Source organism: Hyalangium sp. (genome assembly GCF_045802625.1).
Taxonomy (GTDB): domain Bacteria; phylum Myxococcota; class Myxococcia; order Myxococcales; family Myxococcaceae; genus Hyalangium.
Map to the genome: position 1 here is coordinate 1 of NZ_JBJMQP010000025.1, position 25,710 is coordinate 25,710.

The following is a 25,710-nucleotide window of genomic DNA, read 5'->3' on the forward strand; positions in this document are numbered from 1 at the left end:
AAAGACGGGCAACATCGTCATCGGTACGGCGAGCTTGGGCTTCCAGGAAGGGACGGACCTCACGACGACCTTGAAGGACTCCAACACCATCGAGGGCTCGCTGTCGCGCCTGCCCAACGGAGTGGACACCAACGTGAACGCGCAGGACTTCAAGTTCACCAAGTCGTCCACGCCGGGCGCCCCGAACGTCTTCACCCCATAAGGGGCTGCTGACGGTCACCCCGGCGCTCCGCTTGTCTCTTGGAGCGCCGGGGCTTCGTTGTGCGCATCGACAAGGTGAAGGCTGGGAGCAGTCAGGCGGGCGGGGACTTCAGCAGCCCGGCTCGCTTGAGCAGTTCGTGCACCCGCTGGCCCAGAGCCAGGTGCTCGGAGTTGGAGGCCGTGAAGCGCTCGGGAGTAAGGATGACGAGCGTGCCCAGCGTACCCACCGGCTCGATGCGAACGGGAGCGGGAAGGAGTGGCACCGTGCCTCGGCGGCGAGCGAAGTACATCAACCAGCCCGCGTCTGCGTCCTGCTCATCCACGGACATCCGCGCCCGCGCCTTGGTGGACGTGGCGATTCCCCAATCCGGGTCCCAGGCCGTGGCCATGCACCGCAGGATCCGAGCCAAACCGGGTGCGGTCAGGATCCGTTCCACCGCCTCCCCTTCGCTGGGGAGATTCACGAGACACACATTGCTCACGGCTTCCGTGGAGGCACCGCAGCGGAGGCTGACCTTCGTTGAGCTGACGTCCGGTTGCTGATTCCAAACACGGAGGCCGAAGCCCAGGTCCTCCATGATTTGCTTGTCGAGGTCCGTCCGGCTTCTCCCTCGCAGGAGCAAGTCCTTGAGTTCTTCCCGGTTCTCGGTGTGCATAGGGTGGCCTGGCGCGCCACGCGCCACGCGGCCTGCCCGGTACCATTGGCCGAGTGTCGCATCACATTGTGCCAGCATTTGGAAGAACAGCTCCGCGCGCTGAGCACACGCGCCAACGTCTTCCCCTCGTGCTCCCCAATAGACGCCCGCATAATAGGTCTCCATGGTCTCGCGGCGCTCCTCAGGGAATCGGAGGTGTGTAGATGACCTTGATACCCTTGATACCGGCTTGCTGAAAGTGATCGAGGAGGATCTCGACCAACTCGCGCTCGGCCACGTGCCACTCAAGAGGGATGCCTCGTGCAGCTCGGACCTGCTTGCTGGCCTGCTCGATCAGCCCGTCAAACCCGCCCGATTTCTCGTACCAGACTTCGGGTTGTCCGCTTTCATCGAAGAACTCGAGGTAGCGCTCGGCCTTGGCCTCCTTCAGCACGCCAGAGGTGAAGCCGTCATACTCCACGCCGTCAATGAAGTAGACCTCGTCGGCGGAGCGGCCGGAGATCTGCTCTTGGTAGCGCCTGGCACGCTCGGAGCCCGAAAACTTCTTGTGTTTCCATTCTCCGGGGGCCTTCGCGGCCTGGGAGTTGCCTTCCTTCGGCGCCTTCTCGGCCGCCATGAGGACGTAGACAGCGCCGGTTCCCGTTCCCAGCGCTGTCGCCACGCTCTCTGCGGGCACGGCCACTCGTTCGATGACCATGGCTCCTTCGGCCGTCAAGGACAGCACCGGGAGGCTTGCTCCTACTGAGCTCATACGCATGGCTGCGCCCGCCGCACTGCCGTAGAGCGTCAGCAGATGCGTAGAGAGTCGAGCTGCCTCGCGAATCTGTTCCTGAAGCGGCAGTGCCGAGTATCGCGCGAAGTAATCAGGAGAGGAGGCAATGAGCGCGGCGACGGCGGAGGGGAGCTGAGCCAGCCCCTCCGCGCTGCGGATGGGATGGGTGACGAGGGCCGCCATGCCCACCACCAGCTCCTCCGCGGCATCCTGCGCCCCATCCAGCGCGGCGTTGAACCAGTCATGCTCCAGGCTCAACTCACCCAACGAGGCTGCGCGCAGAGGGTGGAGCCTCTCGTCTACGGCATAGAAGACTCCGCCTCGCTCCCAGCAGAATGCGCCGATCTCGAAGTTGCCCGCCATGAGGCGGCCCTCGCGCAACTCCAAGCGGCCCATGCGCTGCGAGGGCTGGCCATTGAGGGCTCCTGCCAGGTAGCCGTCTGGGCGCATGATACCCAAGCGGCGAAAGCGGCTGGTGCGCTGCAACAGGTCGGCATAGGAGACGTCCTCGCCTGCGGTCAGCACTTCGCGCAGCAGGAAGACCAGGGTACGGCGAGGGGCGAAAGTGCTCAGGGTGGCCGGACTCCGCGCCAGGGCCTCCCAGAGCTTCTTCGCATCGTCGATCTCTAACTCCGCTCCCGTGGGATGCCGAGCGTCCTGCTCCAGTCCTGCTGACTTCTGCAGGAGTTGGAAATCGTCCTTCTCTTCGCTGAGGTGGCTGAAGAAGCCGGAGTCGCCTCGGGGCTTTGGCGTGCCCGGCGAAGTGGTTCCAGCTGACCGGGTGTTGGGAGCATTCCCGGCCATGCCGGGCTGTGAAGGCAAATCGCTGAAGGCTTGATGGCCACTCAGGGTGTTCCCGGTAGCACATCCAGCAAGCCACACCACGACCACGAGGTGCCAGCACCCATGCCGCTTGTTCCAATGAGGCCCCATTGTGCATCCCATCGTAGCAACGCCCCTACATAGAGGGGTGCTCCCCAGACGCTCGGGCCTACTCCTTCGGAGTCTGGATGCCGGTGACCAGCAGCTTGTCCAGCACGGCCAGAACGGGATCGTACGTCACCGTGGCCCGGAACAGGTTCTGGTACACCAGCAGGCCAATGTACGCCCCCATCATCGCGTGCGCTGTCTGCAGCGCATCCACTTCCGCTCGGAACTCCTGCTTCTTCTGCCCGTAGCGGAGGATGCCCGCCAGCACCTCGACGTAGATGCCCAGCTTCTCGCGCAGGGCCTCGGCCACGCGCTCGTTGGCCTCGGCGGACTCGGCCGCCACCATGCCGAAGAAGATGCCGTACTCGCGGTGGTAGCGCAGGAACTGCCCCGTGCGGTTCATGAACGAGCGCAGCTGCTCGCGAGCCGTCAGCTTGCGGTGCTCGGACAGCAGATCCACGAACTCGTTGAGGTAGCGCTGGTGCAGCTCGTCGATGGCCGCCAGCAGCAAGTCTTCCTTGGTGGGGAAGTGCCAGTAGAGCGCGCCGGGCGTCATGCGGATGGCCTTGGCCAGCTCCGCCATCGTCGTCGCCAGGAAGCCGCGCCGCGCGAACAGCGTGATGGCCGCCTCGAGGATCTCTACCCGCGTCCGTGCCGCGCGCTCCTGTTTGATCTCCCGCTTCGCAGGTTCCTTGCGCATGGGAGGGCCATCCTACCTCATGAGAGGAGCGTCACGTGCACAATCTCCGGAGGCGCCGCGATGCGCACCGGCGGCCCCCAGAAGCCCGTGCCCCGGCTGACATAGAGATGGTGCCCGTTCTCCTCGAAGTGTCCCGCCGCGTGCTCCCAGATGGCGGACACCACCAGCGTGAAGGGGAAGAACTGGCCTCCGTGGGTGTGTCCGGAGAGCTGCAGGCCGATGCCCGCTCTTGACGCTTCGCGCCAGTTGGCGGGCTGGTGCGCCATGAGCACCGAGGCGCGCTCGGGATCCCTCCCCGCCATCGCCTGGGCCAAGTCGTACCGGTGAGGCGAGCCAGAGCGGCCGCCCGACCAGTCGTCCACGCCCACCAGGTCAAACGAGGCGCCCGGCTCGCCGATGCTCACGTGGCGGTTGCGCAGCACGGGGATGCCCATGCGCTCCAGGGCCTCGGTCCACTCCTCGTCTCCGGAGTAGTATTCGTGGTTGCCGGTGACGAAGTAGCTGCCATACCGGCTGCGCAGGTTCGTGAGGGCGGCCACCGCGTGGCTCAGCTCGGACACACTGCCGTCCACCAGATCCCCGGTGATGCACATCAGGTCCGGCTTGAGCGCGTTGCACTGCTCCACCATGGCGTCCATGAAGTGGCGCCGGATGAGCGGGCCCACGTGGATGTCGCTGATCTGGACCAGGGAGAAGCCATCCAGCGCCTTGGGCAGTCCCGGAAGCCGGACGGCCAGCCGGTTGATCACCGGAGGGTGGAAGGCGCGCCAGGTGCCGTAGCCCACCATTCCCCCGGTGGCGAGCATGGCGCCGCCGGCGGTGGCGCGAGCGAGGAACTGGCGCCGCTCCTCGGAGACGGCAGGAGCAGGGGCGGGCGAGGGCTCGGCAGAGGGCGCGGGCCGTGAGCGCCGGTGCCAGACAAGGCCGATCAGGGAGCGGACGCTGCCCACGAGGAAGAGGGCGAGGATCAGGTAGATGGCAGCGCCCATCCAGGTCCACCCGATGGTGGCCAAGGCGTGCATGAAGCTCTCGGGCAGCATGAGCGCCAGGGCGCGCGAGCCCATCATCAGCAGGCACAGCGCCGCCAGGGAGAACACGCCCGCCTTGCGCCAGCCCGGGTGTCCGGAGGTGTCCCGGAAGATGCGCCGGTACAGGTACAGATGGGTCAGCACGGTGAGGACGCCGAGGATGGCGAAGAAGCCGAGGTAGCGCACGCCCCATACTTACCCCGTCCCGCCACGCCGCGGCTCGCGTTGCGTATGAAGAAGCGTGAAGCGGTGCGGCACCCGGCGCTCAGGCGGCGGGGGCCGAGCGGGGCTGCCCTCGCTCCGTGAGCAGCGTGCGGAGGCGGGCGCGCAGCCTCTCCGGCTCGAAGGGCTTCTCCAGCCAGGGCAGGTGCGTGCTGTTCAGAAACGCGCGCGCTGCCTCGGTGAAGGCCCCGCCGGTGAGGAACACCATCCGCTCGGCCATCTCCGGCACCTCGGGGCGTAGCGTCTCGTACAGCTCCATGCCCGTCATCTCCGGCATCATCAAGTCACAGAGGATCAGCGCGTAGCGCTCCCCCGCCCGCAGCCGCTCCAGCGCCTTGCGCGCGCTGGTGAGGGACACCACCTCGTACTCGGGCGACAGCGTGCGCGACAGGGAGGCGATCAGCAGCGGCTCATCGTCGATCACCAGCAGCCGGCTGCGCGACTCGGAGGGCACCGTGGGGGGGAAGACGCCGGAGGTCTCCTTCGAGGGCTGGGCCGGGGCCGGCGGCAGCTCCACCTCGAAGGTGGTGCCGCGCCCCAGCTCGCTGCGCACGTGGATCTCCCCGCCCATGTTCTGCACGTACGAGTGGCAGATGGACAGCCCCAGCCCCGTGCCCACCCCCACCGGCTTGGTGGTGAAGAAGGGCTCGAAGATGCGAGGCAGCACCTCGGGAGCAATGCCCGAGCCGGTGTCGCTCACCGCCACCCGGATGTGGCCGCGCTCGTCCTGGCGCAGCGTGACGCGGATCTCGTGCCGATCCGCGTGGCCCTCGGGGATGGCCTGCGCGGCGTTGACCAGCAGGTTGAGGAACACCTGGCCCAGCCGCGTCTCGTCTCCGAGCACCTCGAGGAACTCGTCAAAGTCCTTCACCACCCGGGCGCGGTGGCGGATCTCCGCGTCCGCGATGGAGAGCGCCAGCTCCAGCACCTGGCGCAGCTCCACGCGCTGCAGGCGCTCGGGCTGCATGCGGGAGAACGTCCGGAGATCCTGGACGATGCGGCGCACCCGATCCGCCCCCTGCAGCGCGTCCTCGAGCGCCTGTCCGACCTCTCCCCAGCGCCCCTGGGCGTCTCGCTCGGCGGCCTGGTGCACCTCCAGGGTCGCGTAGTGGAGGTTGGAGATGATGTAGGCCAGGGGGTTGTTGATCTCGTGCCCCACGCCCGCGGCCAGCGTACCCACCGCCGCCATCTTCTCCGCGTGGATCAGCCGCTCGCGCGTGGCCTGCAGCTCCTGGAGCCGGGCGCTCAGGCTGGCGTTGACGGTGGCCAGCTCCGCGGTGCGCTCATCGACACGGGCCTGCAGCTCGCGCTCGCGCCGGCGCACGCGGTGCACGCGCAGCCACACCACGCCGGCCACCGCCAGCATGGCGAGCAGCCCGCACGCCACCCGGAAGCCCCACCTCTGGTAGAGGCGGGGCGCCAGGAAGAAGCTCAGCGTGGCCTCGGAGGGCTCCGCCGCGCCGAGCGGAGGCTCCACCTGGACGCGGAAGCGGTATTGCCCCGGTGGCAGGTGCGTGTAGTAGGCCACGCGCCGGGCGCCGGCCTCCACCCAGTCCGTGTCCACGCCCTCGAGCCGGAAGCGGAACCTCAACGCCTGGGGATCGCGCAGGCTCGGAGCGGTGTAGTGGAGCTCCACCTGGCCCTCGCCCACGGGGATGCGGCTCTCCCCGGAGAGGGGCACTCGCCGGGTGTCCACGAGCAGCTCCTCGAAGAGCACCTTCGGCGCGGGCAGGGCCTGGTGGTGCCAGGGCTTGTTCGGATCGTACACGACGGCGCCGCGGATCGTCGGGAACCACAGCCGGCCATCGCTGCTGACGAGGCCCGCGGGCGTGCCCACGCCGTTGCACTCCTCGGCGCGCATCCCGTCCTCGCTGCCGTAGGCGTGCGAGGTGACGCGCGGAAGCCGCCCCTCGGCCACCGCCTCCAGCTCCTCCAGGGCCACGCGGAAGATGCCCTTGTTGCAGCTCATCCACAGGTTGCCGTGCCCGTCCGGGAGGAGCTCGAAGATGCGATCATTGAACAGGCCCTCGGCGCGCGACAGGCGCACGAACGCCCCGTTCCTCCAGCGGTAGAGCCCCTCGTCGGTGCCGATCCAGAGCGTGCCGTTGGGCTGCTCGTAGACTGCTTGGATCTCGCTGAACATCGGGTGGCCCTCGTTGGACAGCGTGACGGGGCGCCCGTGGACGAAGTAGGCGAGGCCACCCTCGGCGGTGCCCACCCAGAAGCCCCCGGCCTGCCGCTTCTTCAGCAGCGTGATGGAGTTGCCCGGCAGTCCTTGCTGGCGGGTGAAGCGCTCGAAGCGCTCTCCGTTCCAGCGCACGAGCGCATCCTGCGTGCCGGCCCAGAGCGTGCCATCCGAGTCGAAGTGCACCACGCGCACCGGCCCCGAGGGCAGGCCCTGCGCAAAGCCCAGGCTGGTGGTGATCTTCCCGTCCTCCCAGCGGCTGAGGCCCGTCTGCGAGGCGAACCAGAGGCTGCCGTCCGGGGCCTGGGAGATGGAGCGGACGCGGTCATGGATCAGCCCCTCGTGGGTCGTCCACGTGCTCACCTGCCCGTCATGCAAACGGGAGACGCCGGTGCCCAGTCCAGCGAACCACAGGCTCCCATCCCGCGCCTCGTAGAGGGCGGACAGCACGTCGTGCGGCAGCCCCTCGGGAGGACCCAGGGTGGTGAAGGGCGCGTCCTTGAAGCGATGCAGCCCGCCCTCGGAGGCGCCGATCCAGAGGCTGTCCTCGCGGTCCTCCAGGAAGGCGATGACGGTGTTGCTCACCAGCCCCTCGCTGGCATCCAGGGTGAAGCGCCGCCCGTGGGACAGCCGCAGCATGCCTCGGCCCGTGCTGCCCACCCACAGGGTGTTCTGCCGGTCCACGAAGAGCGCTTCGATGGGGGCTCCGGGGAGGCTCGCCTCGGGCATGGGCACCATGCGCCCCTCGTGGAGCTGGTACACGGTGCCATCCTCGGCGCCCGCCCAGAGCATGCCGCCCGGGTCCACCGCGAGCGAGAGCACCGCGTGTTGAGTCCCCTCGAGCGGCGGACCGGCTTGCAGCGCCGTGCCGTCCCAGCGCTGCAGCCCGGCCGGAGTGCCAATCCACAGGTTGCCCTTCCCATCCTCGGCGATGGCGCCCACCCGGTTGGCGGCCAGCCCGGTGTCGGTGTCCCATACCTGGAAGCGGCCCTCGAAGTAGCGCAGCAGCCCGTGACTGTTGGTGGCGATCCACAGCCCTCCATCCTTCGCGGGCAGCAGGGCGTGGAGGTGACGCAGGGTAACGCCGGGCGGCGTGGAGACGGCGGAGAAGGTGCCCCCGCTCATGCGGGTGAGGCCCTCGTCGGTGCCGATCCACAGGGTGCCGCTGGCGTCCGTGGCGAGGCAGCGGATGGTGCGGCCCTGGAGCGCGGGCGTGTTGATGAAGTCGAAGACGGTGAAGCGCACCCCGTCGAAGCGCACGAGCCCTTCCCACGTGCCGGACCAGAGGTAGCCATCCGGTGTCTGCGCGAGCGCCTCGATGGCGTTCTCCGGCAGCCCGTCGGTGGTCTGCCAGACGCGGTGGGGGAACTGGACCAGGGACTTGTCCGGCGCCAGGGCCCAAGCCCGAGGCGCGCCCGCGAGAAGGCCCGCGAGCAGCACCATCGCGAAGACACGGAGCGAACACCGGCCAGCCGTGGGGGCGGTGGGTGGCGCTCGTCGGTCACTTCGTGAGGTGGGGGGCATGGGGGGCGGGGACCTTACGGGGGTTGGCACCGTAGCGAGGAGCAAGGTTCCAGGAAAGTCGGGCCCCTGTCGGAGAGAGCCGCCGCCTTGCCTACCTGCTGAAGACAGTCACGAGCTTGTGTCGTTGCTGCTCCAACTCACGCAGTCAGGCGAGCAGCTCCCTCAAGGCCTCTTCCAAGCGGGGAAAGCGGAAGGTGAAGCCTGCCTCGGTGAGCCTTCGCGGCAGCACGCGCTGGCCCTCGAGCGCCACCATCGCCATCTCCCCGAGCGCCGCCTTCAGCATGAAGCCCGGCACGTGCATCACCGAGGGCCGCCCCAGCGCCGTGCCCAGCGCGTGGGCGAACTCGGCGTTGGTGACGGGCTCGGGGGCGGTGACATTGAAGGGGCCCTCCAATTCGGGGCGCTCCAGCAGGAAGCGCAGCGCCGCCAATGCATCCGCCCGGTGGACCCAGCTCACGTATTGCTTGCCCGAGCCCGCGCGCCCTCCCGCCCCCATGCGGAACGGCGGCAGCATGGAGTGCAGCGCTCCGCCCTCCGGATGCAGCACCACGCCCAGCCGCGCCACCGCCGTGCGGACGCCGAACTCATGTGCGCTCGCGGCCTCCGCCTCCCAGCCCTGGCACACCCCGGCCAGGAAGTCCTTGCCGGAGGAGCTCTCCTCCGTGAGCGGCTCGGCCCCGTGCGCTCCGCCGTAGTAGCCGATCGCCGACACCGAGACGAAGCGTTGCACTGTCCCCGCGGCCTTCATGGCCTGCACCACCGCTCGAGTCCCCAGCACCCGGCTGTCCCGGATGCGCTGCTTCGCCTCGTGCGTCCAGCGCTGGTTCACCGGCTCGCCCGCCAGGTGGATGACCGCCTGCGCTCCTGCCAGGGCCTCGGGCGCCAGCGGCTCTCCAATTCTGAACGGAGCCCCCGTGACTCCTGCCGGCAGCCGGGATAGGGCATGTTCAGGGGTTCGCCCAAGGATGTGCACCTGGTGCCCAGATTCCAACAGAGCTTGGACAAGGCTGGGGCCCAGAAACCCCGTCGCTCCGGTCAGGGCCGCCTTCACGGCTGGGGCTCCCGGGCTGTCAGGTCCACGCCGATGAAGGCAGAGGCCTCACTCGTGGCCAGAGTCACTGTCAGCACGTCTGCCAACCAATCCTTCATGGGGTGGCTCCTTCGAAACAGCATGTTTTCTACTATGGTGATCACCCCGCTGGTGCGCACGCGGCGCTCCTGGCTGTGCCCGGCCAAGCCCTCTTTTCACTGGGCGCGCAGTATGCTGAGGCCGCCGATGAGCTCCTTGCCCCGTGGCAACAGGCTCGCGGATCCCCGAACCGGACTCGAGCGCCCGTGAATGGCTGAGCGCACCTACCGCATCCATGTCGCCGCGGAGCTCTCCGGAGTCCGCGAGGAGCTGCTCCGCGCCTGGGAGCGCCGCTACGGCGTACCGAGCCCCGAGCGCACGCCCTCGGGCTATCGCGTGTACACGGACCGGGACGTGGCGCTGCTCAAGCGGCTGAAGCAGCTCACCGAGGAGGGCGTCTCCATCAGCGACGCGGTGAAGCTGCTGTCCCAGCTCCCGTCGGCGCTGGCCGAGGGGACCGAGCCGCGGGTGGGCGAGGTGAGCGCCTCCAGCCTGGAGTGGTGGCGCGCGGCGATGCTCGATGCGACCGAGCGGCACGAGCAGGCGCGCGTGTCGTCCATCCTGGACGAGGTGCTGGCAGCGCTGCCCCCGCTCAAGGCCTTCGACGAGGTGCTGGCGCCGGTGCAGCGCGAGGTGGGGGAGCGCTGGCTCCAGGGCCGGCTGACGGTGGTGCAGGAGCACCTGGTGTCCCAGGTCGTGCGGGCGCGGATGGTGAGCCTGCTGCACGTGGCTCCGGAGAACGAGCGCGCCCGGCACGCGGTGCTGGCGTGCTTCCCGGAGGAGCACCATGAGATTGGCCTCATGGGAGCGGCGCTGCGGATGAGGCACGCGGGGTACCGGGTGACGCTGCTGGGGCAGCGCGTGCCGGGAGCGGCTCTCGGGATGCTGGTGGCCGAGCTGAAGCCGGGCCTCGTGGGCCTGTCGGCGGTGGTGGACTCGGGCGCGGCGGCCTTCGAGGAGACCCTGGCGCACGTGCTCCAGGCCCTGCCTCGCGGAGTGGCCGTCTGGATCGGCGGGGCCGCGGCCCAGGCGCACCGCCAGGTGTGTGAACGCCTGGGTGTCCGCGTCGCCGAGTCCGAGGACGACTGGCGGATGCTGCTGGAGTGATGCGCGGAGGAGCCTCCGCGGCGAGCGGGGCCCAGGGCGCGGACGAGCCGTCAGGGCTGCGCGGACTCGGGAGCGGCGAGCATCTCCCGCGCCTCGGTGACGATGTTCGGCGGCATGTTCGGGTCGTCGATGAGCGCCTGGAGCTGCTTGCGGGCCGCCTCCATCTCGTGGCGCCGCTTGAGCAGGGCCGCCTTGTGCAGCAGCAGCTGGCCCCGGGTGTCGAGGTCGGGCTCGAGGGCCAACGCCTTGGCGATCAGCCGCTCGCCCTCGTCCACCTTGTCCGCGGTCAGCGCGAGCGCCTCCCAGGCGGGTACGAAGTCCGGCGCCTTCTTCGTCAGCGCCTCCAGCCGGTGCTGCACCTCCACCGGATCCTTGAGCTGCTCCACCTCGAGGAACTCCCGCAGCGTCCCCGGAGGCACCCGGCCCGCCTTCTCCCGCCGGAGGCTGTCGAGCATCCGCATGCTGTCGGAGACGCCCTGCGGCACCAGCGTGTCCAGCTGCTCGAAGGCCTCGAGCGCCCGGGCGTCCTCCTTCATATGGAGGTAGGTGAGGCCAATGTCATAGAGGGGGATGGGCCAGGTGGGAGCCACCTCGCGCGCCTGCAGGAAGGACTTGAGCGCCTCGTCGAACTGGCCGGCCTCGCCCTGCTTGCGGCCCTGGGCGTGGAGCTCCAGCGCGTGCTCGGGGATGGCCGGCGCCTGCGGAGCCGTCTCTGGCAGGGCCGGCATCGGCGGGGGCGGGCTCACCGTGGGCGCCGCGTCGGTGGGCGTGGCGGGCGCCGTGGGCTTCTCCTGGCAGGAGCAGCCTCCGGCCCAAGCGATGAACACCGAGAGGACAAGGAAGCGACGCATCGTGTAAGGGACCTCGCGCTCAGGTGCTACATCCGTGTGCATGCCCGCCAGAGCCTGATCAGGCCTTGTTGCATGCAGTTGTGGAATTATGACGAAAATGTATTAAACCCGACGATCATGGGACGAGGAAGGGGACCGTGAGCGCCACGCCCTGGATGCTGCTGGTGATCGCCGGGGGCGTGGGGCTCATCGCCTCGTTTCTGCTTGGGCGGTGGAGCCGGCGGGAGGTGGACGCGCGGGGCCCGGCCGAGCAGCCAGGCTCTGGTCACCAGCAGCTCCGGGAGAGCGAGCAGCGCTTCCAGACGCTGGTGGAGCGCTCGCCGGACGCCTTGTTCATCCATCGCGAGGGGACCCTCGTGTTCCACAACCCCGCGGCCGCCGCGCTGCTGGGCCATGCGCGAGCGGACGTGCTGCGGGGCCGGAAGCTGGCGGAGCTGATCCAGGCCGGGGAGGAGGGCGTGCTCACCCAGGCGGGGGAAGAGCTGGGCGTCCAGGAGGTCCACTGGGTGCACCGCGAGGGGCGGCTGGTGCTGGGCGAGGTGGTGACGTTCCCGCTGGTGTTCGAGGGCCAGCCGGCCCGGGTGTCCATTGTACGAGACATCACCGAGCGCAAGCACCTGCGCGAGAAGCTGCAGACGGCGGACCGCATGGCGGCCATCGGCTCGCTGGCGGCGGGCGTGGCGCACGAGATCAACAACCCGCTGTCCTTCGTGCTGAGCAACGTGCGGTTCGTGCGCGACGAGCTGCGGGCGCTGTTGGAGGAAGCGGACGAGGGGACGCGGGAGCGGTTGAAGGAGGTCCAGGACGCGCTGGAGGAGACGCAGTCTGGAGGGGACCGGGTGAGCGAGATCGTCCGGGATCTGCGGACGTTCGCGCGAGGGGATGACGGCAAGCGCGTGCCGGTGAACGTGCACACGGTGCTGGACCTGTGCGGCAACATCGCCCGGAGCCAGCTCCGCCACCGCGCCCAGCTGGTGAAGGTGTACGGGGACCTGCCGTCCATCGTCGCCAACGAGACGCGGCTCGGGCAGCTCTTCCTGAACCTGATCATCAACGCGGCGCAGGCCATCCCCGAGGGGGCCGATCCGAAGAGCAACGAGGTGCGCCTCACCACGTGGCGCCAAGGCGAGGCCGAGGTGGTGGTGGAGGTGAGGGACACGGGGGTGGGCATTTCTCCGGAGCACCTGCACCGGCTGTTCGATCCGTTCTTCACCACGAAGCCCGCGGGAGTGGGGACGGGGCTGGGGCTGCCCATCTGCCAGGGCATCGTCACCAACCTGGGAGGCCGCATCATCGTGGAGAGCGAGCCGGGCAAGGGCAGCGCCTTCCGGGTGTTCCTCCCCGTGGGAGAGAGCCCGGAGCCCCCCGCCACCCAGGCCGGGAGCTGAGCGCGCATGGCCGGGCCTGACACGATCGATCGCATCGCCCCGACGCGGCGTCCGGACGCGCGGCCGGTGATGTACCAGCGCTGGCGGACGCTGCTGTTCCTGCACTGGGAGCTCCCCGCGGAGGTGCTCGCGCCGCTGTTGCCGCCCGGGCTGACGCTGGACACGTACGAGGGCCGGGCCTTCGTGGGGCTGGTGCCCTTCACGATGCGCGGAGTGCGGCCCGCGGGGCTGCCCGCGGTGGCGCCGCTGTCGAACTTCCACGAGACGAACGTGCGCACGTACGTGCACCGCGAGGGGAAGGATCCGGGGGTGTGGTTCTTCAGCCTGGACGCGGCCAACCGCCTCGCCGTGAAGCTGGCGCGGGCGTGGTTCAAGCTGCCGTACCACTTCGCGCGGATGGAGCTGGAGCACGACGGCCCATGGCACTCCTACCGCTCGGAGCGGCGCTGGCCCGCGCCCGTGCCCGCCCGCTGCGCGGTGCGGTGCGCGCCCCAGGGAGAGGCCGCGGCCTCCACGCCGGGGACGCTCCAGCACTTCCTGGTGGAGCGCTACTTCCTCTACACGGCGCCCGGCGGCGGGCTGTGGAGCGGGCAGGTGCACCACGCCCCGTATCAAGTCCAGAGCGCGCAGGTGGAGGGGCTGGACGAGTCGCTCCTGGCGGCGGCGGGGCTCACCCGGCCAGCGGTGCCGCCCCTGGTGCACTTCTCGGACGGCGTGGACGTGGACGTGTTCCGGCTCAAGCGCGTCTGAGGCTCCCGGCTCCCCGGCTCAGGGACACGCCCCACAGTCGGCCTTGCAGCTGTCGTACGAGTTCCCGTTCCCGCAGCTCTCGGTGAACTGGCACACCCCGTCACCGCAGGTGTAGACGTCCGTCGGGAGGATGCGCGTGGTGATGGGCAGGTACGTCACGCCGTTGTACGTGCACTGCGTGTAGAACGTCCTCGTCGAATCCAGCGTGCAGGAGTCCTTGCACTGGCCCACGTGGACCAACGGCGGGCAGTCGGTGCTCTGGTTCTTGGCGGACAGCCCGCACGCGCGCGTGGTGCTCTCCTTGGCCTGCAGGAAGGTCCGATCGTTGGCCGCGAAGAGGCCCTCGTCGTTGAAGGCGTTGCCGAAGAAGCACGCCTCGTTCTCGGAGTACGTCGCCAGCTCCGAGTCCGTGTACGGGATGGCCGCCCCCGTCGCGCTCCGCCCGAGCACGGAGAGGGCGACGTGGACGCCGAACTTGTTCGCATGCGCCGCCAGGCACGCGGTGATGATCTGCTGCTCGGCCAGGGTGGCGGGCTGTCCCAGGCTCCAGCCCGGCGCCAGTCCCAGCTTGCCCTGCCAGGTATAGGCGCGGCCCGTCCCCGGGCTCGTATAGGTGCGCGACTGCCCGGACGGCACCGCGCACAGCACCATGTAACGCACCACGGGCTCGCGCGTGGCCGGATCCGCGTCGAACCAGCTCTGGAAGACCGGCGCCTGCAAGCCGTTGACGGACAGGCCATTGACGGACAAGCCATTGAAGGTCAGCCCGTTGACGGACAGGCCATTGACAGACAAGCCGTTGACGGACAGGCCGTTGAAGGTCAGCCCGTTGGGCTCCAACTCGTTGCCTGTCTCCAGCGCCGCTTCCTGCGACCCCAGCTCCTCCGCGCCCGAGAGCTCCGCCGCTGTCCCGCATCCCACCGCGCCACTCAGCGAGATCATCAGCGCCAGAACGCATGTCACTGTAGGGTTGCCATGCTGTTGTACAGAATTGGCAGAGCGAAAGACCAAGGACAGCTTCTGCATGGCACTACCCCCGACGAGAGGACGGCCGTGGAGGACACGGTCGCGTTGAATCCGCCGCTTCAGCCAGCTCGAAGAATACCGCTAATACAGTGGTATTGGCGAGAGGGGGGCAGGTGCCACCCCAAACACTTTCAAGAACACCACGCGCCAGATTTCGTCTGGTTTTAGAGCATGCTGGCGTGCGCAATGCGTGGAATCGAGACACACGCGCTGCGCCGTGACTCAACTTGGGACAGGGATTCCCAACACCTGTACGGCAGTGGGGCTGAGGTAGAGCCCGTTCTGTACACGGAGCACCCAGGAGGCCAGCTCCGTGACAGGCCCTCCCAGCACCTCGAGCGAGGAGTCCTCGCCGCGCACCTCCACCGGCCCCACGTGCACACAGAGGTGAACGTGTGCGCCCACCTCCGAGGCCAGCGACTGGGTGTCCAGGCGCAGCTCGCGCAGCGACTCGTGCAGCGCGCGGGCCTGCTCGAAGGGCAGCGGCTCCAGGGAGTCCAGCAGCCGCACTCCCAAGAGCGCCGTGCCCGTCTGCAGCGCCAGCACGAAGCCCGTGGCGCGAAGCTCCTGCTCCAGGCAATCCAGCACCTCGGCCAGCGCGGCGTGCACCAGCTCATCGTCATGGCCCGCGTCGGCCACTTCGATCTCCGCGTGCACGGCGAGCGCCTGGCGCACGGTGCCCATGGGCGCGCTGGCCCCCGGCGCCGCTACGGCCTCGCGCAGCGCGGTGAGGAACTCCTGGGTGCTCTGGAAGCGCCGCTCGGCCTCCTTCTCCAGGCAGCGCAGGATCACCGCGTCCACCGCGAACGACACCGGCGCGGAGCTGCTGGCGCGCGGAGGAGGTTCCTCCAGGTGCAGCCGCTCCAGCTCCATCCGGTCCTTCGAGTGGAACGGGTAGTGCCCCGTCACCAGCTGGAACAGGAGCACCCCCAGCGCGTACATGTCCGTGGCCGGGGAGATGACGCCGTCGCGCAGCTGCTCGGGCGCCATGGCGAACGCGGTGCCCAGCCGCTGTCCGGCCGTCGTCAGCCCCGCCACCCCCGCCTGCGGCTGGATGATCTTCGCGATGCCGAAGTCCAGCAGCTTCACGCTCGGGCGCTCGCCATCCTCCACCACCATCACGTTGCTGGCCTTCAAGTCCCGGTGGACGATGCCGGCCTGGTGGGCCGCCTCCAGCGCTCCGCACACGGGCTCCAGGCAGGCGAGCGCTCGCTCGGCCGACATCCGGCCCCGCTCGTGGATGAGCTGGCTGAGGGTCCGGCCCTCCAGCAGCTCCATGACGTAATAGGGGCTGCCATCCGGCATCATGCCGAAGTCGTACACATCCACCACATGAGGGTGGTGGATCTGATTGACGATGCGGGCCTCGCGCACGAAGCGCTGCAGCATCTCACCCTGGTCCGCCAGGTGCGCATGCAGCACCTTCACCGCCGCGCGCCGCCCGAGGATGCGGTGCTCGCCCTCGTACACGCTGCCATGGCCACCCGAGGCGATGAGCCGCTTGAGCAGGTACTCGCCGGCCAGCGCGTAAGGGGGCCGCTCGCCGCTCTGCTTGGCGTCCGGTTCGGAGTTCCAGGGGAGCTGGGGCTTGCCCCCTTGGATGCGGTAGGTGTCGTCGGTGTCCCCCATGGGGCGCACGCTAACTACCCGCTCCATCGCATGCGAGAAATTGTCATGAGATGATTCTCACTCTCGGTATGAACGAGTGTCGGAGATCGTGCAGCGCTCAACCTTCCTGGCCGAGGCCGTGTCCGTTGGTGGATTCTCGCTGGCGCGACAGACGCGGTAGGTTGGACGCCGAGGCGGCAAGGCTGATGGGATTTCCCTGTGTAAGTGGGGGGGTAAGTGCCCATGACGATTCTGGATGACGTGACAACGTGTGCGGGGATGCCGCTGGCGCCACCGTCGACCTCGACGGGCGCGTGTTTGATTCTGATCAGCACAGCGATGCCAGGCTCCATTGGCAGGGCCTTTCCGCTGGAGGCGGGCGAGCACGTCATTGGACGCGGCTCGGAGGCGGGCATCCGTATTGACGACCATGGCGTGTCGCGCCGGCACGCCCGCATCGTCCGCAAGCAGGACGGGGCGTGCCAGGTGACGGACCTGGGCTCGACCAACGGCACGTACCTCAATGGCGTGTCCGTGTCCTCGGCGGAGCTGCGCGAGGGGGACCGGCTGCAGATTGGCACCGGCACCGTGTTCCGCTTCTCCGCTCGCGAGCAGCTCGAGCCGCGCGAGGAGCAGCTGCGGCAGGCGCTCTCGGCCGCGCGCGTGGGCATCTGGGACTGGAACGCGGCCAATGGCGTGGTGACGTGGTCCGAGCACGTGGACCGGCTGCTGGGCCTGCCCGTGGGCAAGCTGTCCGGCCGCGCCATGGACATGAAGGAAGTGGTCCACCCGGCGGACCTCTCGCGCGTCCGCGAGGCGCTGGCGGCGGCGCTGGAGAACCGCACCCAGGTGGAGCTGGAGTACCGGATTGAGCCCGCGGGCAGCGGCTACCGGTGGCTGTCCTGCAAGGGCGATGTGCTGAGCGATCTGGCGGGCACGCCCGTGCGCATCACCGGCACGGTGATGGACATCACCGCGCGCAAGCAGGCCGAGCAGGAGCTGCGCCGCCAGGCGCTCATCTTCGAGAGCTTCTACGACGGGGTGCTCATCACGGATCTGTCCGGCCGGATCGTCGACATGAACCCGAGCGCGGAGCGGATGTTCGGCCGCGCCAAGGCGGAGGCGCTGGGGCAGACGCTGTTCTCGGTGCTGCACCCGGGGGAGACGGACATCCTCACCGCGAACATCCTCTCCATGCTGGAGCAGGCGGGCCGGTGGACCGGAGAGGTGGGCTTCGAGCGCAAGGACGGGACGGTGTGCGCCTGCGAGTCCGTGGGGGTGCCGCTCAAGGACGCCGAGGGCCGCACCATCGCCTGCATCATGGTCCACCGCGATATCACGGAGCGGAAGAACCTGCAGGCGCGCCTGGTGATGGCGGACCGGCTGGCCTCGGTGGGCACGCTGGGCGCGGGCGTGGCGCACGAGATCAACAACCCGCTGGCGTACATGCTCGTCAACCTGCACCTCATCCGCGTGGGGCTGGAGCGGCTGGAGGCCATCGCGTCGCCCAGCGCCATCGAGCCGCTGCAGCAGCTGGTCCAGGAGACCACCGAGGGCGCCGAGCGCATCGCCGGCATCGTCCAGGACCTGAAGACGTTCGCGCGCGGCGAGCAGGAGGCGCGGCTGGGCCCGGTGGACGTGCGCCGGTCGGTGGAGCTGGCGTGCAAGATGGCGGACAACATGCTGCGCCACCGCGCGCGGCTGGTGCTGGACTTCGACTCGGTGCCGCTGGTGGAGGCCAACGAGTCCCGGCTGTGCCAGGTCTTCCTCAACCTGCTGCTCAACGCGGCGCAGGCCATCCCCGAGGGCGAGCCGGCCGAGCGGCATGAGGTCTCCGTGCGCCTGCGCTCGCCCTTTCCAGGGCAGGTGGTGGTCGAGGTGCGCGACACCGGCGTGGGGATGACGGCCGAGGTGCTCTCGCGCGTGTTTGATCCGTTCTTCACCACCAAGGCCATCGGCGCGGGCACCGGGCTGGGGCTCTCCATCTGTCACGGCATCATCGAGTCCATGAAGGGCACCATCTCGGCCGAGAGCGTGCCGGGCAAGGGCAGCACCTTCCGCGTCGTGCTGCGCGCCACCCCGCAGGAGCTGGAGGCCCCCGCGCGCCCGAGCCCGCAGGGGCTGGTGGCGGGAGCCAGCGTGCCGCGAGGGCGGATCCTCGTGGTGGACGATGAGCCGAACGTGACGGTGTCGCTGCGGCGCGCGCTGAGCACCGAGCACGAGGTCGCCATGGCCAACAGCGCGCGGGATGCGCTGGCGATGCTGGCCCGGGAGCGCGCCTTCGACGTGATTCTCTGCGATGTGATGATGCCGGGGATGACCGGCATGGACTTATATGCTGAGTTGGAGAAGACGGCGCCGGAGCTGGCCGGGCGCGTGGTCTTCATGACGGGAGGTGCCTTCACCCCAAGGGCGGTGTCCTTCCTTCAGAGCGTCGCCAACCCCAAGCTCGGCAAGCCGTTGAATCTGGAGGAGTTGAGGATGTTGGTCAGCCGGCGTGTGGTGGAGTCGCAGCGATGAACGTCCCCTCGGAGCCCCTGGGATCCTCGGCCCTGGAGGCCCCCCCCGTCGATCCGGCCGTGTTCGTGCCGTCGCGGGGCGTGATGGCCTCGGGCGGAGAGTTCACGCCGCGCGCGCTGGTGGGGGGCTGCATCATCGGATCACTGCTGGCCGTCTCCAACGTGTACATGGGGCTGAAGACGGGCTGGTGGGAGAGCGGCTCCATCAGCGCGGCGGTGCTGGGCTTCACGGGGCTGTCGGCGCTGGGGCGCCGCGGAGGCAACGCGCCCATCGCCCAGGAGAGCAACCTGGCGCAGACGGCGGCGAGCGCCGTGGGAGCCATGCCGGCGGCCGCGGGGCTCTTGGGCTCGTTGCCGGCGCTGGCGCTGATGAACGTCTCGGTGCCGGCCTGGGGCGTGGTGGCCTGGGGCGCCGCGCTGGGCGTGCTGGGCGTGCTGGCCGCGTACCTGCTGCGGCGGCGGTTGATCATCGACGAGAAGCTGCCCTTCCCCACGGGCGTGGCCACGGCCGAGGTCATCACCGCCATGCACAAGACGGGGCGGGTGGAGCGGCCGGGGCGCGCGCAGTTGCTGGCGGGCTCGGGGGTGGTCTCCATGGTGCTGACGTGGCTGAGGGATGTCACCCAGACGGTGCCGGCGGTGACGCCCTTTCCAGGGACGCTCGCGGGGCTGCCCACGTCCAACTTCTCCTGGGGCTTCGGCTGGAACCCCATGCTGGTGGCGATCGGGGTGATGGTGGGGCTGCCCATGGGGCTGAGCATGCTGCTGGGAGCGGTGCTCGCCTGGGGCATGATCGCCCCGGCGCTGGTGCAGGCCGGGGTGGTGGGCCCGAATGCAGGCTATGAGCAGTTCACCGAGTGGCTCACCTGGCCCGGCGTGGGGCTGATGGTGGGCGCGGCGGTGGTGGCGCTGGGGGCGCAGGCGCGCTCGTTGCTGGCGGCGGTGACGGACCTGCGCTCCATCGGAGGCGTGAGCGGGGGGATGGGCCGCTGGACGTTGGTGACGGGGCTGGTGGCGTGCGCGCTGGTGGTGTTGCTGGGGCAGGGCGTGTTCGGGCTGCCCATGCTCCACACGCTGCTGGCGTTGGCGCTGTTGCTGCCGCTGTGCGCGGTGTGTGGCCGCGGGGCGGGGCAGACGGATATCTCTCCGGTGAGCCAGATGGGGCAGATCACCCAGGTGGCCTCCGGCACGCTGTTCCCGGGGCCGAAGTCGCTCAACGTGGCGGCGGGTTCGGTGGTGGCGGGCGCCGTGGCGCAGACGGGCGTGAGCCTGTGGTCGCTCAAGACAGGGCACATGCTGGGAACAACGCCCTCGCGCCAGTTGCTGGCGCAGCTGCTGGGCGTGCTCGTGGGGGCGGTGGTGGGCGTGCCCGCCTACGTGTTGCTGGTGAAGGCGTATGGGGTGGGGGGCGAGGCGCTGCCGGTGCCCTCGGCACACCAGTTCGTGGCGCTGGCGGCGCTGTCCACCCACGGGTTCTCCGGGCTGCCCGCGCGTGCGTCCGATGCGGCGTGGATTGGCTTCGCGGTGGGCGCGGGGCTGACGCTGGTGGCTCGCGGGAAGCTGGAGCGCTTCATGCCCTCGGCGGTGGCGATGGGGATGGGGTTCCTGATGCCCGCGCACTACGCGGTGACGATCGCCTCGGGCGCGCTGCTGTTCACCATTGCCCGCCGCGTGCGGCCCAACGGCGCGGTGCAGAACGCTCCGGCGCTCGGGGCGGGGGCCATCGCGGGTGAGTCCCTCATGGGGCTGACGATCGGAGCGCTCGTCGCGTTCGGCGTCATCCAGCGCTAGGAGCAGGCGCTGGCTCGCCGCGGACACAGGTCATTGGACAGCGAGAACCCGGCCGTGGCCATCAATGGCATATGTTACCTCACCATCCAGGATGATGAAGTTTTCCATATTGATGTTGCATCTCGCCCATTCCGGCGAGAAGTTGACGAAGTACAAGTTGTCATCGGCCTTCAGTATTGAAACATCATAAATGTCCCGGCGCCGAAGACACTGAGCCATCTGCTCAGTGTGTGCCTCGACCTTGGCACCTGGGGGCATGAACTCATTCCTTGCCACCTCCAGGGCAACCATCATGGGGCCATCTAGGTGGACACCCTTTTCATAAGAGTTCGGAAAGACCACCTTTTCGGCCTCGGTTGGCGGCGCGCGCTCCGCCCCCTTGTATTTATAGTATCCGAACAGGGAGCACCCGGTCAGCATACTGGAGCCGCAAGCAACGAGAGCGAGGACGAGAGGCCTTGTCATACGGCTCATGGGAGCCAATCCTTCCCTTGGAACATCTGAATGTCGCCAGTGCTCTCTTGGGCTTGCCCAATCGAGTCCCATTTCCCATCACGAAGGGAGAAAACAGTACGCGTGGCGAGATCAAGGCTATAGATTCTGCAATCGCCACTCTTCTCCCGGAAGAATAACCACAACTCGCGATGAAACACCTTCCCGTCCGTCTTGTCGACCACACGAGCAGGGATCCAGTGAACCTTCAGGTCCTTGGCGGAAAACTGTCGATGGTGAGGATGGGTATGATCGATCCCGATGATGATTGCGTCCAGATGATGGGGATCATTGAGTGCAAGAGGTATGACGCAAGTCTTGACGTCCTTGGAGCTTGGCCTGTCTTTGATGTCCGAGAGATAGCTCAGATAGTAGGCATTCTCATTGGGTGAAAAATAGTGCAGCGCGCAGTATTCAGACCCCTCACTACCCCCTGCTGCGCCTCCCTGGCTCGTCATGAGCTGGCACGCATTCATGGCCAATGCTTCCTTGGTCTTGTAAGGACCGGCCATTGGGCCTTCGACTTCGATGCGTCCGTCAGGCAGGCGCCGCGCTCGGAGATTGGGGTTGGTGCTACACCCCGGGGTTCCTCCCAGCAGTGCCAACAGTATGCCGCAGAGAAGTCTCGTGGACATCTGATCTCCTAGTGCGCCTTGCGTCAGCCAATGCTCGCGGCGCGGGCCCGCTCCAGGGTCCGGCGCAGCCGTCCTTCCATGACGTTGGGGAGCTTCGCGGCGCGCTCGAGCGCATCCTCGAGGATGCGGAGGGCCTCGGCTTGCTCTCCTCGCCGCAGCGCCGCCAGCCCCATCATCTCCAGCACCTCCAGCGGCTCCTGCTCCACGGAGACCTCCGCCGAGCGCTCCTGGAGCTGGCGCCACGCCTCCGTCCCCGCCTCTCGCGTGGTCAGCTCCACCATGGCGAAGAGCACCTCCTCGGATGGGCTCAGCCCCACCGCGTGGCGCCGCTGGGCCAGCGCCTCTCGCACCTGCCCGAGCCGCTCGCGGGCTCGCGCGAAATGGCCCTCCCAGGCCAGCACCCGGGCGTCCAGCAGCAGCGCCCAGGGCCGCGCGGCCACCTCCAGGTGCTGGCGCTCCAGCTCGATGGCGCGGGAGATGTGTGGCCCCGCCGAGCGGGTGTCTCCCGCCTGGTAGTAGAGCTCTCCCAGGTTGTGCTCGGCGAAGTACTCCCAGCCCACCACCCCCAGCTCGCGGCCCAGGTGCATGAAGCGCTCCTGGTCCTTGAGCGCGTTGGCCAGATCCTTCTTCGCCACCCAGAGGTTGCGGCGGTTGTTGATGGCTCCGCCCAGGTGGAACTGATCCCCGCGCTTCGTGCACGAGGCGATGACGTCCTCCAGCACGGCCTCCGCCTCGGAGATGCGGCCCAGGTTGGGGAGGATGACCGCCAGCAGCAGCTGGGCCACCACTCGCGTCTCGTACCCCGCGTCTCCCAGCGTCAGCGCGCGATCGGCGGCGGCCTCCAGCGGCGGGCACGCCTCCTCCCACCGGCCCTGGCGGAACCACGTGCGCCCCACGCCCAGCAGCAGCCGCGTCTGGACGTAGGAGGAGGGCACCTTCACCGCCAGCGCTCGCGCCTCCTGCACGCACGCCTCCGAGCGGATGTAGTCATTCACCCAGTCCAGCGCCATCGCCTCGTCCAGCAGCACCTCCACCTCGACGCGCGTGTCTCCCACCCGCCGGGCCAGCTCGCGCGCGCGCGTGAAGTCCGCCAGCGAGTCGTCGTACCGGCCGATGCGGTAGCGCATGAGGCCTCGCCCCCGGAAGAGCGTCAGCCCGCGCAGCTCGTCGGCCGGATCCAGCACCTCCAGCGCGCGTGAGTAGAGCGACTCCGCGTCCAGGTACGCGTGGCGGCCTCGGGCGGCCTCGGCCAGATCCAGGTAGAGCGCGAGGGCCTCCTCTCGCATGCCGGCCGAGGCCGCGTGGAAGGACAGGCGCGGCAGCAACTGCCGTTCGTTCACCGCGCCGCGGCTCTCGAAGAAGCGGAAGGCGGCGCGGTGGATGCGAGTGCGCTCGGCCTCCGGCAGCGCGCGCACCACGGCCTCGCGCACCAGCTCGTTGCGGAAGCTCAGCCCCTCGCTCCGGTGCTCCACCAGCAGCCCCAGATCCAACAGCCGGCGCGTGGCGTGGTGCGGATCCAGCGGGAAGTCCGCGGCGCCGCCCTCACGCTCCAGCTCGCGCACCACGCCCTCGGCCGCGGTCGCCGTGAAGTCCGTGCCCAGCAACGCGCACAGGCGCGCGTGCGCCGCCAGCGCCGGAGACAGGGCGCCCAGCTCGCGATCCGCCAGCCACTCCACCAGCCGCAGCTCGGGGAGATGATCCAGCTCGTCCGTGACGAGGTACCAGCTGCCGCCCTGCTCGCGCTGGCGCACCAAGCCCTGGCGCTTGAGGGCGCGCACCAGCTCCACCAGGAACAGGGGCACCCGCCGGGCGCGCTCGATGATGCGCTCCACCGCCTGGGTGGGGACATTCTCCACCGGGCGCAGCAGCAGACGGCACAGCGTCTGCGCATGCACCGGCGGCAGCGGGCCCAGCAAGAGGGTGACGCGGTGAGCGGCGCGCAAGCCCCACGAGGGCCGGCTGCGCTCGAACTCCGGGCGGGCCAGCACGCAGACCCAGAGCGGCACCTGGGCCTCGGCCAGACACGCGTACTCCAGCGCGTCCAGCGCCGTCTCGTCCGCGAAGTGCGCGTCATCCAGCAGCAGGCACAGCGGGCGCTCCCGGGCGATGGAGGCCAGCAGCTCTCCCGTGGCGCGCAGGGCCAGCGAGCGCAGGGCCCCTGGCGCGGCGGCTCGGCTCTGCAGCTCCGGGCTGTCGAGCGCGGACCAGCCCATCGTGGCGGAGACGCCAGGCCACAGCTCGGCGGTCAGCTCTGGCCCCAGCCGCTGGAAGAAGGCGATGCGCCCCTCCTCCGCGGTGACCGTGTCGTCCCGCTCGAAAGAGTGGAGCGCCAGCCGTAGCAGCATGCGCAGGGTGCCGGAGGGATCTCCTTGCACCGGCTCGCGGGCCCGGAGCGAGTGGACCCGGGCCTGAGGCAGCTCCTCCTTGAGCCGGGCGGTGAGCGCGGCGCCGAAGTGGCTCTTTCCGTGTCCCCGCTCGCCCAGCACGGTGGCCAGCGTGGGCGCCCGCGTCGCCACCGCGAGCCGTGTGCTCTCCCACAGCCCTTGTACCTCCTCGCCCCGCCCGACGAGCACGCCGCTGCCCAGCTTGAGCACGGTGACGTCCGTGCTCGTCTTCTCCAGCTCGGGCGAGGCCGGACGCAGCAGCCCCTCGCGCTCGGGCACGGGGACGCAGCGCAGGTCAGGCACGGCCTCCGCCGCCGCGGGTGTGAGCAGCAGGGGGATGGTGTCGAGCGCGGCCGGGTAGCGCTCCTTGCGCGTGAAGATGCCGCCCAGGTAGCGCGGCGGCGCTCCCGGACGCTGCTGGACGGTGACGGTGGCCACGTCCACCAGCGCGGTGGAGACCAGCCCTCGCTCCTCCAGCTCCTCGGCGGCTCGGAGGGCGCGCTGCACCGGGTTCTCTCCGGCGTTGGGATCGAATACGCCGGCGAAGCGCGCGCCGTCGCGGTGGGCCACCTGGCCTCCGAGGCTCGTCAGCACCTTCTGGATGGCGATGGGGTTGGCGCTGGAGGAGAAGAGCAGCACCGCCACCGAGCGGCGCGTCTGCGGAGTGCGCGGCGGCGTCTCGGGGGAGGATGCACGCGCGGCGGAGTGCTCACGGACGGGCCTCGCCCGGGCGAGCGCTTCCCTCAGCGCGCCGCGCAAGGCGGCCACGCTGTCGAAGCGACGGAACCGCTCCTTGGCCAGACATTGAAGGATCACCGCCTCGACCGCCGGGGAGACGGACGCCAGCTCGGAGGGAGAGGGTGGCCGCCGCGAGAGGTGGGCCTGGAGCACCTCCGAGTGCACGCCGAAGAAGGGAGGCCGCCCGGTGAGCATCTCGTACAGGAGCACCCCGAGGGCATAGACATCCGTGCGCGCATCCAGCGTGGCGGAGCCCGCGCACTGCTCGGGAGCCATGTACTCGGCCGTGCCCGCGTAGGTGCTTCCGTCAGTCGTGGAGGGCTCTTCGGAGGCTTCGAGCCCATGCTCCACCGGGCGCGCCAGTCCGAAGTCGACCAGTCGCACGCGCGAGGCCGCGTCGTCGAGGAAGAGGTTCTCCGGCTTGAGATCGCAGTGGATGAAGCCTCGGCCGTGGAGCAGATCGAGCGCCTCGGTGAGCGCGAGCGCGCGCGAGGAGAACTCTTCCATCGGCATGGGCCCGGAGAGCTGTTCCAGGCGCGAGGCGAGCGTGGACAGGGGCAGGTACTCCATCACCAGGTAGCGGCGGCCGCCTTCCAGGACACCTTCCTCGTACAGCGCGGGCACGGTGGGCGCGCCGATGGCCCGGAGGATCTGGGCCTCGCGCTCGAGCTGAACCTGGGCCAGCGGCATGCCCGCATGCGCCACCTTGATGGCCACGGGCGCGAGGTCCGACAGCCGCTGTCCGGCCAGCAGGGTGCCGAAGCCACCGCGCGCGATGAGGCGCTCGGCGCGGTAGCCGGGAAGGGAGAGCTCCGGGGCCGCGGAGCTCTCGTGCGGAGAAGCTGCGCCTTCCAAGGGGAGCGCCCCCAGGGGACACAGGGCGTGGGAACCTTCCCAGCGCCTCCCGCATGTCAGACAGCGAGGCACAGCCCGGACTCTACGTTTCCCGTCGGTTACCTGCCATCGTGGGTACCCAGTAGGTCATGGCCCATGTGACTCCCGAGGTATGTCCCCGGGTTTACAGGGGCCCACTGCCCGTGGAACGTGCGCTCTGGGCTGAGAGCGTGATGAAAA

General features: G+C 69.3%; 18 protein-coding genes. 6 read left to right on the forward strand and 12 right to left on the reverse strand.

Annotated features, from left to right (window positions below):
• A partial coding sequence (locus ACJ8AT_RS04485; RefSeq protein ID WP_407736299.1) for a hypothetical protein occupies window positions 1–202 on the forward strand: 202 nt, incomplete at its 5' end.
• A gap of 91 nt (window positions 203–293) precedes the next feature.
• On the opposite strand, the gene ACJ8AT_RS04490 is transcribed toward ACJ8AT_RS04485, so the two are convergent.
• The 6 genes from ACJ8AT_RS04490 to ACJ8AT_RS04515 all read right to left on the reverse strand — a co-directional run bounded on the left by ACJ8AT_RS04490 (window position 294) and on the right by ACJ8AT_RS04515 (window position 9,269).
• Window positions 294–1,022, reverse strand: coding sequence for an immunity 52 family protein (locus ACJ8AT_RS04490; protein WP_407736300.1), 729 nt, complete (start codon window positions 1,020–1,022; stop codon window positions 294–296).
• Between the two features lie 16 nt (window positions 1,023–1,038).
• Window positions 1,039–2,433: a Tox-REase-5 domain-containing protein gene (locus ACJ8AT_RS04495; protein ID WP_407736301.1), complete on the reverse strand. Its 1,395-nt coding sequence runs from the start codon at window positions 2,431–2,433 to the stop codon at window positions 1,039–1,041.
• Between the two features lie 187 nt (window positions 2,434–2,620).
• Window positions 2,621–3,259: a TetR/AcrR family transcriptional regulator gene (locus ACJ8AT_RS04500; RefSeq protein ID WP_407736302.1), complete on the reverse strand. Its 639-nt coding sequence runs from the start codon at window positions 3,257–3,259 to the stop codon at window positions 2,621–2,623.
• A 17-nt stretch (window positions 3,260–3,276) separates the two neighbouring features.
• Window positions 3,277–4,473 (reverse strand): metallophosphoesterase, encoded by a 1,197-nt coding sequence (locus ACJ8AT_RS04505; RefSeq protein ID WP_407736303.1) that lies wholly within the window; start codon window positions 4,471–4,473, stop codon window positions 3,277–3,279.
• A 79-nt stretch (window positions 4,474–4,552) separates the two neighbouring features.
• The gene (locus ACJ8AT_RS04510) at window positions 4,553–8,137 is read right to left on the reverse strand and encodes a two-component regulator propeller domain-containing protein (RefSeq protein WP_407736304.1); all 3,585 of its coding nucleotides are present in this window, start codon (window positions 8,135–8,137) and stop codon (window positions 4,553–4,555) included.
• A 226-nt stretch (window positions 8,138–8,363) separates the two neighbouring features.
• The gene (locus tag ACJ8AT_RS04515; protein ID WP_407736305.1) at window positions 8,364–9,269 is read right to left on the reverse strand and encodes a TIGR01777 family oxidoreductase; all 906 of its coding nucleotides are present in this window, start codon (window positions 9,267–9,269) and stop codon (window positions 8,364–8,366) included.
• 288 nt (window positions 9,270–9,557) lie between these two features.
• On the opposite strand from ACJ8AT_RS04515, the gene ACJ8AT_RS04520 reads away from it, so the two are divergent.
• A complete protein-coding gene (locus tag ACJ8AT_RS04520; RefSeq protein WP_407736306.1) occupies window positions 9,558–10,454 on the forward strand; it encodes a MerR family transcriptional regulator in 897 nt (298 codons plus the stop codon).
• Between the two features lie 50 nt (window positions 10,455–10,504).
• On the opposite strand, the gene ACJ8AT_RS04525 is transcribed toward ACJ8AT_RS04520, so the two are convergent.
• A complete protein-coding gene (locus ACJ8AT_RS04525; RefSeq protein WP_407736307.1) occupies window positions 10,505–11,305 on the reverse strand; it encodes a hypothetical protein in 801 nt (266 codons plus the stop codon).
• 137 nt (window positions 11,306–11,442) lie between these two features.
• Here ACJ8AT_RS04525 and ACJ8AT_RS04530 point away from each other — a divergent pair, with 137 nt between their 5' ends.
• The gene (locus ACJ8AT_RS04530; RefSeq protein WP_407736308.1) at window positions 11,443–12,693 is read left to right on the forward strand and encodes a two-component system sensor histidine kinase NtrB; all 1,251 of its coding nucleotides are present in this window, start codon (window positions 11,443–11,445) and stop codon (window positions 12,691–12,693) included.
• Between the two features lie 6 nt (window positions 12,694–12,699).
• On the forward strand, window positions 12,700–13,443 hold the full coding sequence (locus ACJ8AT_RS04535) for a YqjF family protein (RefSeq protein WP_407736309.1): 744 nt from the start codon (window positions 12,700–12,702) through the stop codon (window positions 13,441–13,443).
• An 18-nt stretch (window positions 13,444–13,461) separates the two neighbouring features.
• On the opposite strand, the gene ACJ8AT_RS04540 is transcribed toward ACJ8AT_RS04535, so the two are convergent.
• Window positions 13,462–14,385 (reverse strand): hypothetical protein, encoded by a 924-nt coding sequence (locus ACJ8AT_RS04540; protein ID WP_407736310.1) that lies wholly within the window; start codon window positions 14,383–14,385, stop codon window positions 13,462–13,464.
• A gap of 306 nt (window positions 14,386–14,691) precedes the next feature.
• Window positions 14,692–16,098, reverse strand: a complete 1,407-nt coding sequence (locus tag ACJ8AT_RS04545) for a serine/threonine-protein kinase (protein ID WP_407736311.1) — start codon at window positions 16,096–16,098, stop codon at window positions 14,692–14,694.
• A gap of 222 nt (window positions 16,099–16,320) precedes the next feature.
• On the opposite strand from ACJ8AT_RS04545, the gene ACJ8AT_RS04550 reads away from it, so the two are divergent.
• A complete protein-coding gene (locus ACJ8AT_RS04550; RefSeq protein WP_407736312.1) occupies window positions 16,321–18,597 on the forward strand; it encodes a PAS domain S-box protein in 2,277 nt (758 codons plus the stop codon).
• A complete protein-coding gene (locus ACJ8AT_RS04555; RefSeq protein WP_407736313.1) occupies window positions 18,594–20,387 on the forward strand; it encodes an OPT/YSL family transporter in 1,794 nt (597 codons plus the stop codon). Before ACJ8AT_RS04550 ends, ACJ8AT_RS04555 begins: the two co-directional genes overlap by 4 nt.
• A gap of 30 nt (window positions 20,388–20,417) precedes the next feature.
• Here the strand turns inward: ACJ8AT_RS04555 and ACJ8AT_RS04560 are convergent, their stop codons facing one another.
• From ACJ8AT_RS04560 to ACJ8AT_RS04570, 3 genes are read right to left on the reverse strand one after another with little or no spacing between them, the layout of a single operon-like run.
• Entirely contained in the window at window positions 20,418–20,861 is a 444-nt protein-coding gene (locus ACJ8AT_RS04560) for a hypothetical protein (RefSeq protein WP_407736314.1), read from the reverse strand.
• A complete protein-coding gene (locus ACJ8AT_RS04565; protein ID WP_407736315.1) occupies window positions 20,858–21,514 on the reverse strand; it encodes a hypothetical protein in 657 nt (218 codons plus the stop codon). Before ACJ8AT_RS04565 ends, ACJ8AT_RS04560 begins: the two co-directional genes overlap by 4 nt.
• 23 nt (window positions 21,515–21,537) lie before the next feature.
• The gene (locus tag ACJ8AT_RS04570; protein ID WP_407736316.1) at window positions 21,538–25,491 is read right to left on the reverse strand and encodes a serine/threonine-protein kinase PknK; all 3,954 of its coding nucleotides are present in this window, start codon (window positions 25,489–25,491) and stop codon (window positions 21,538–21,540) included.
• Window positions 25,492–25,710: the final 219 nt, after the last annotated feature.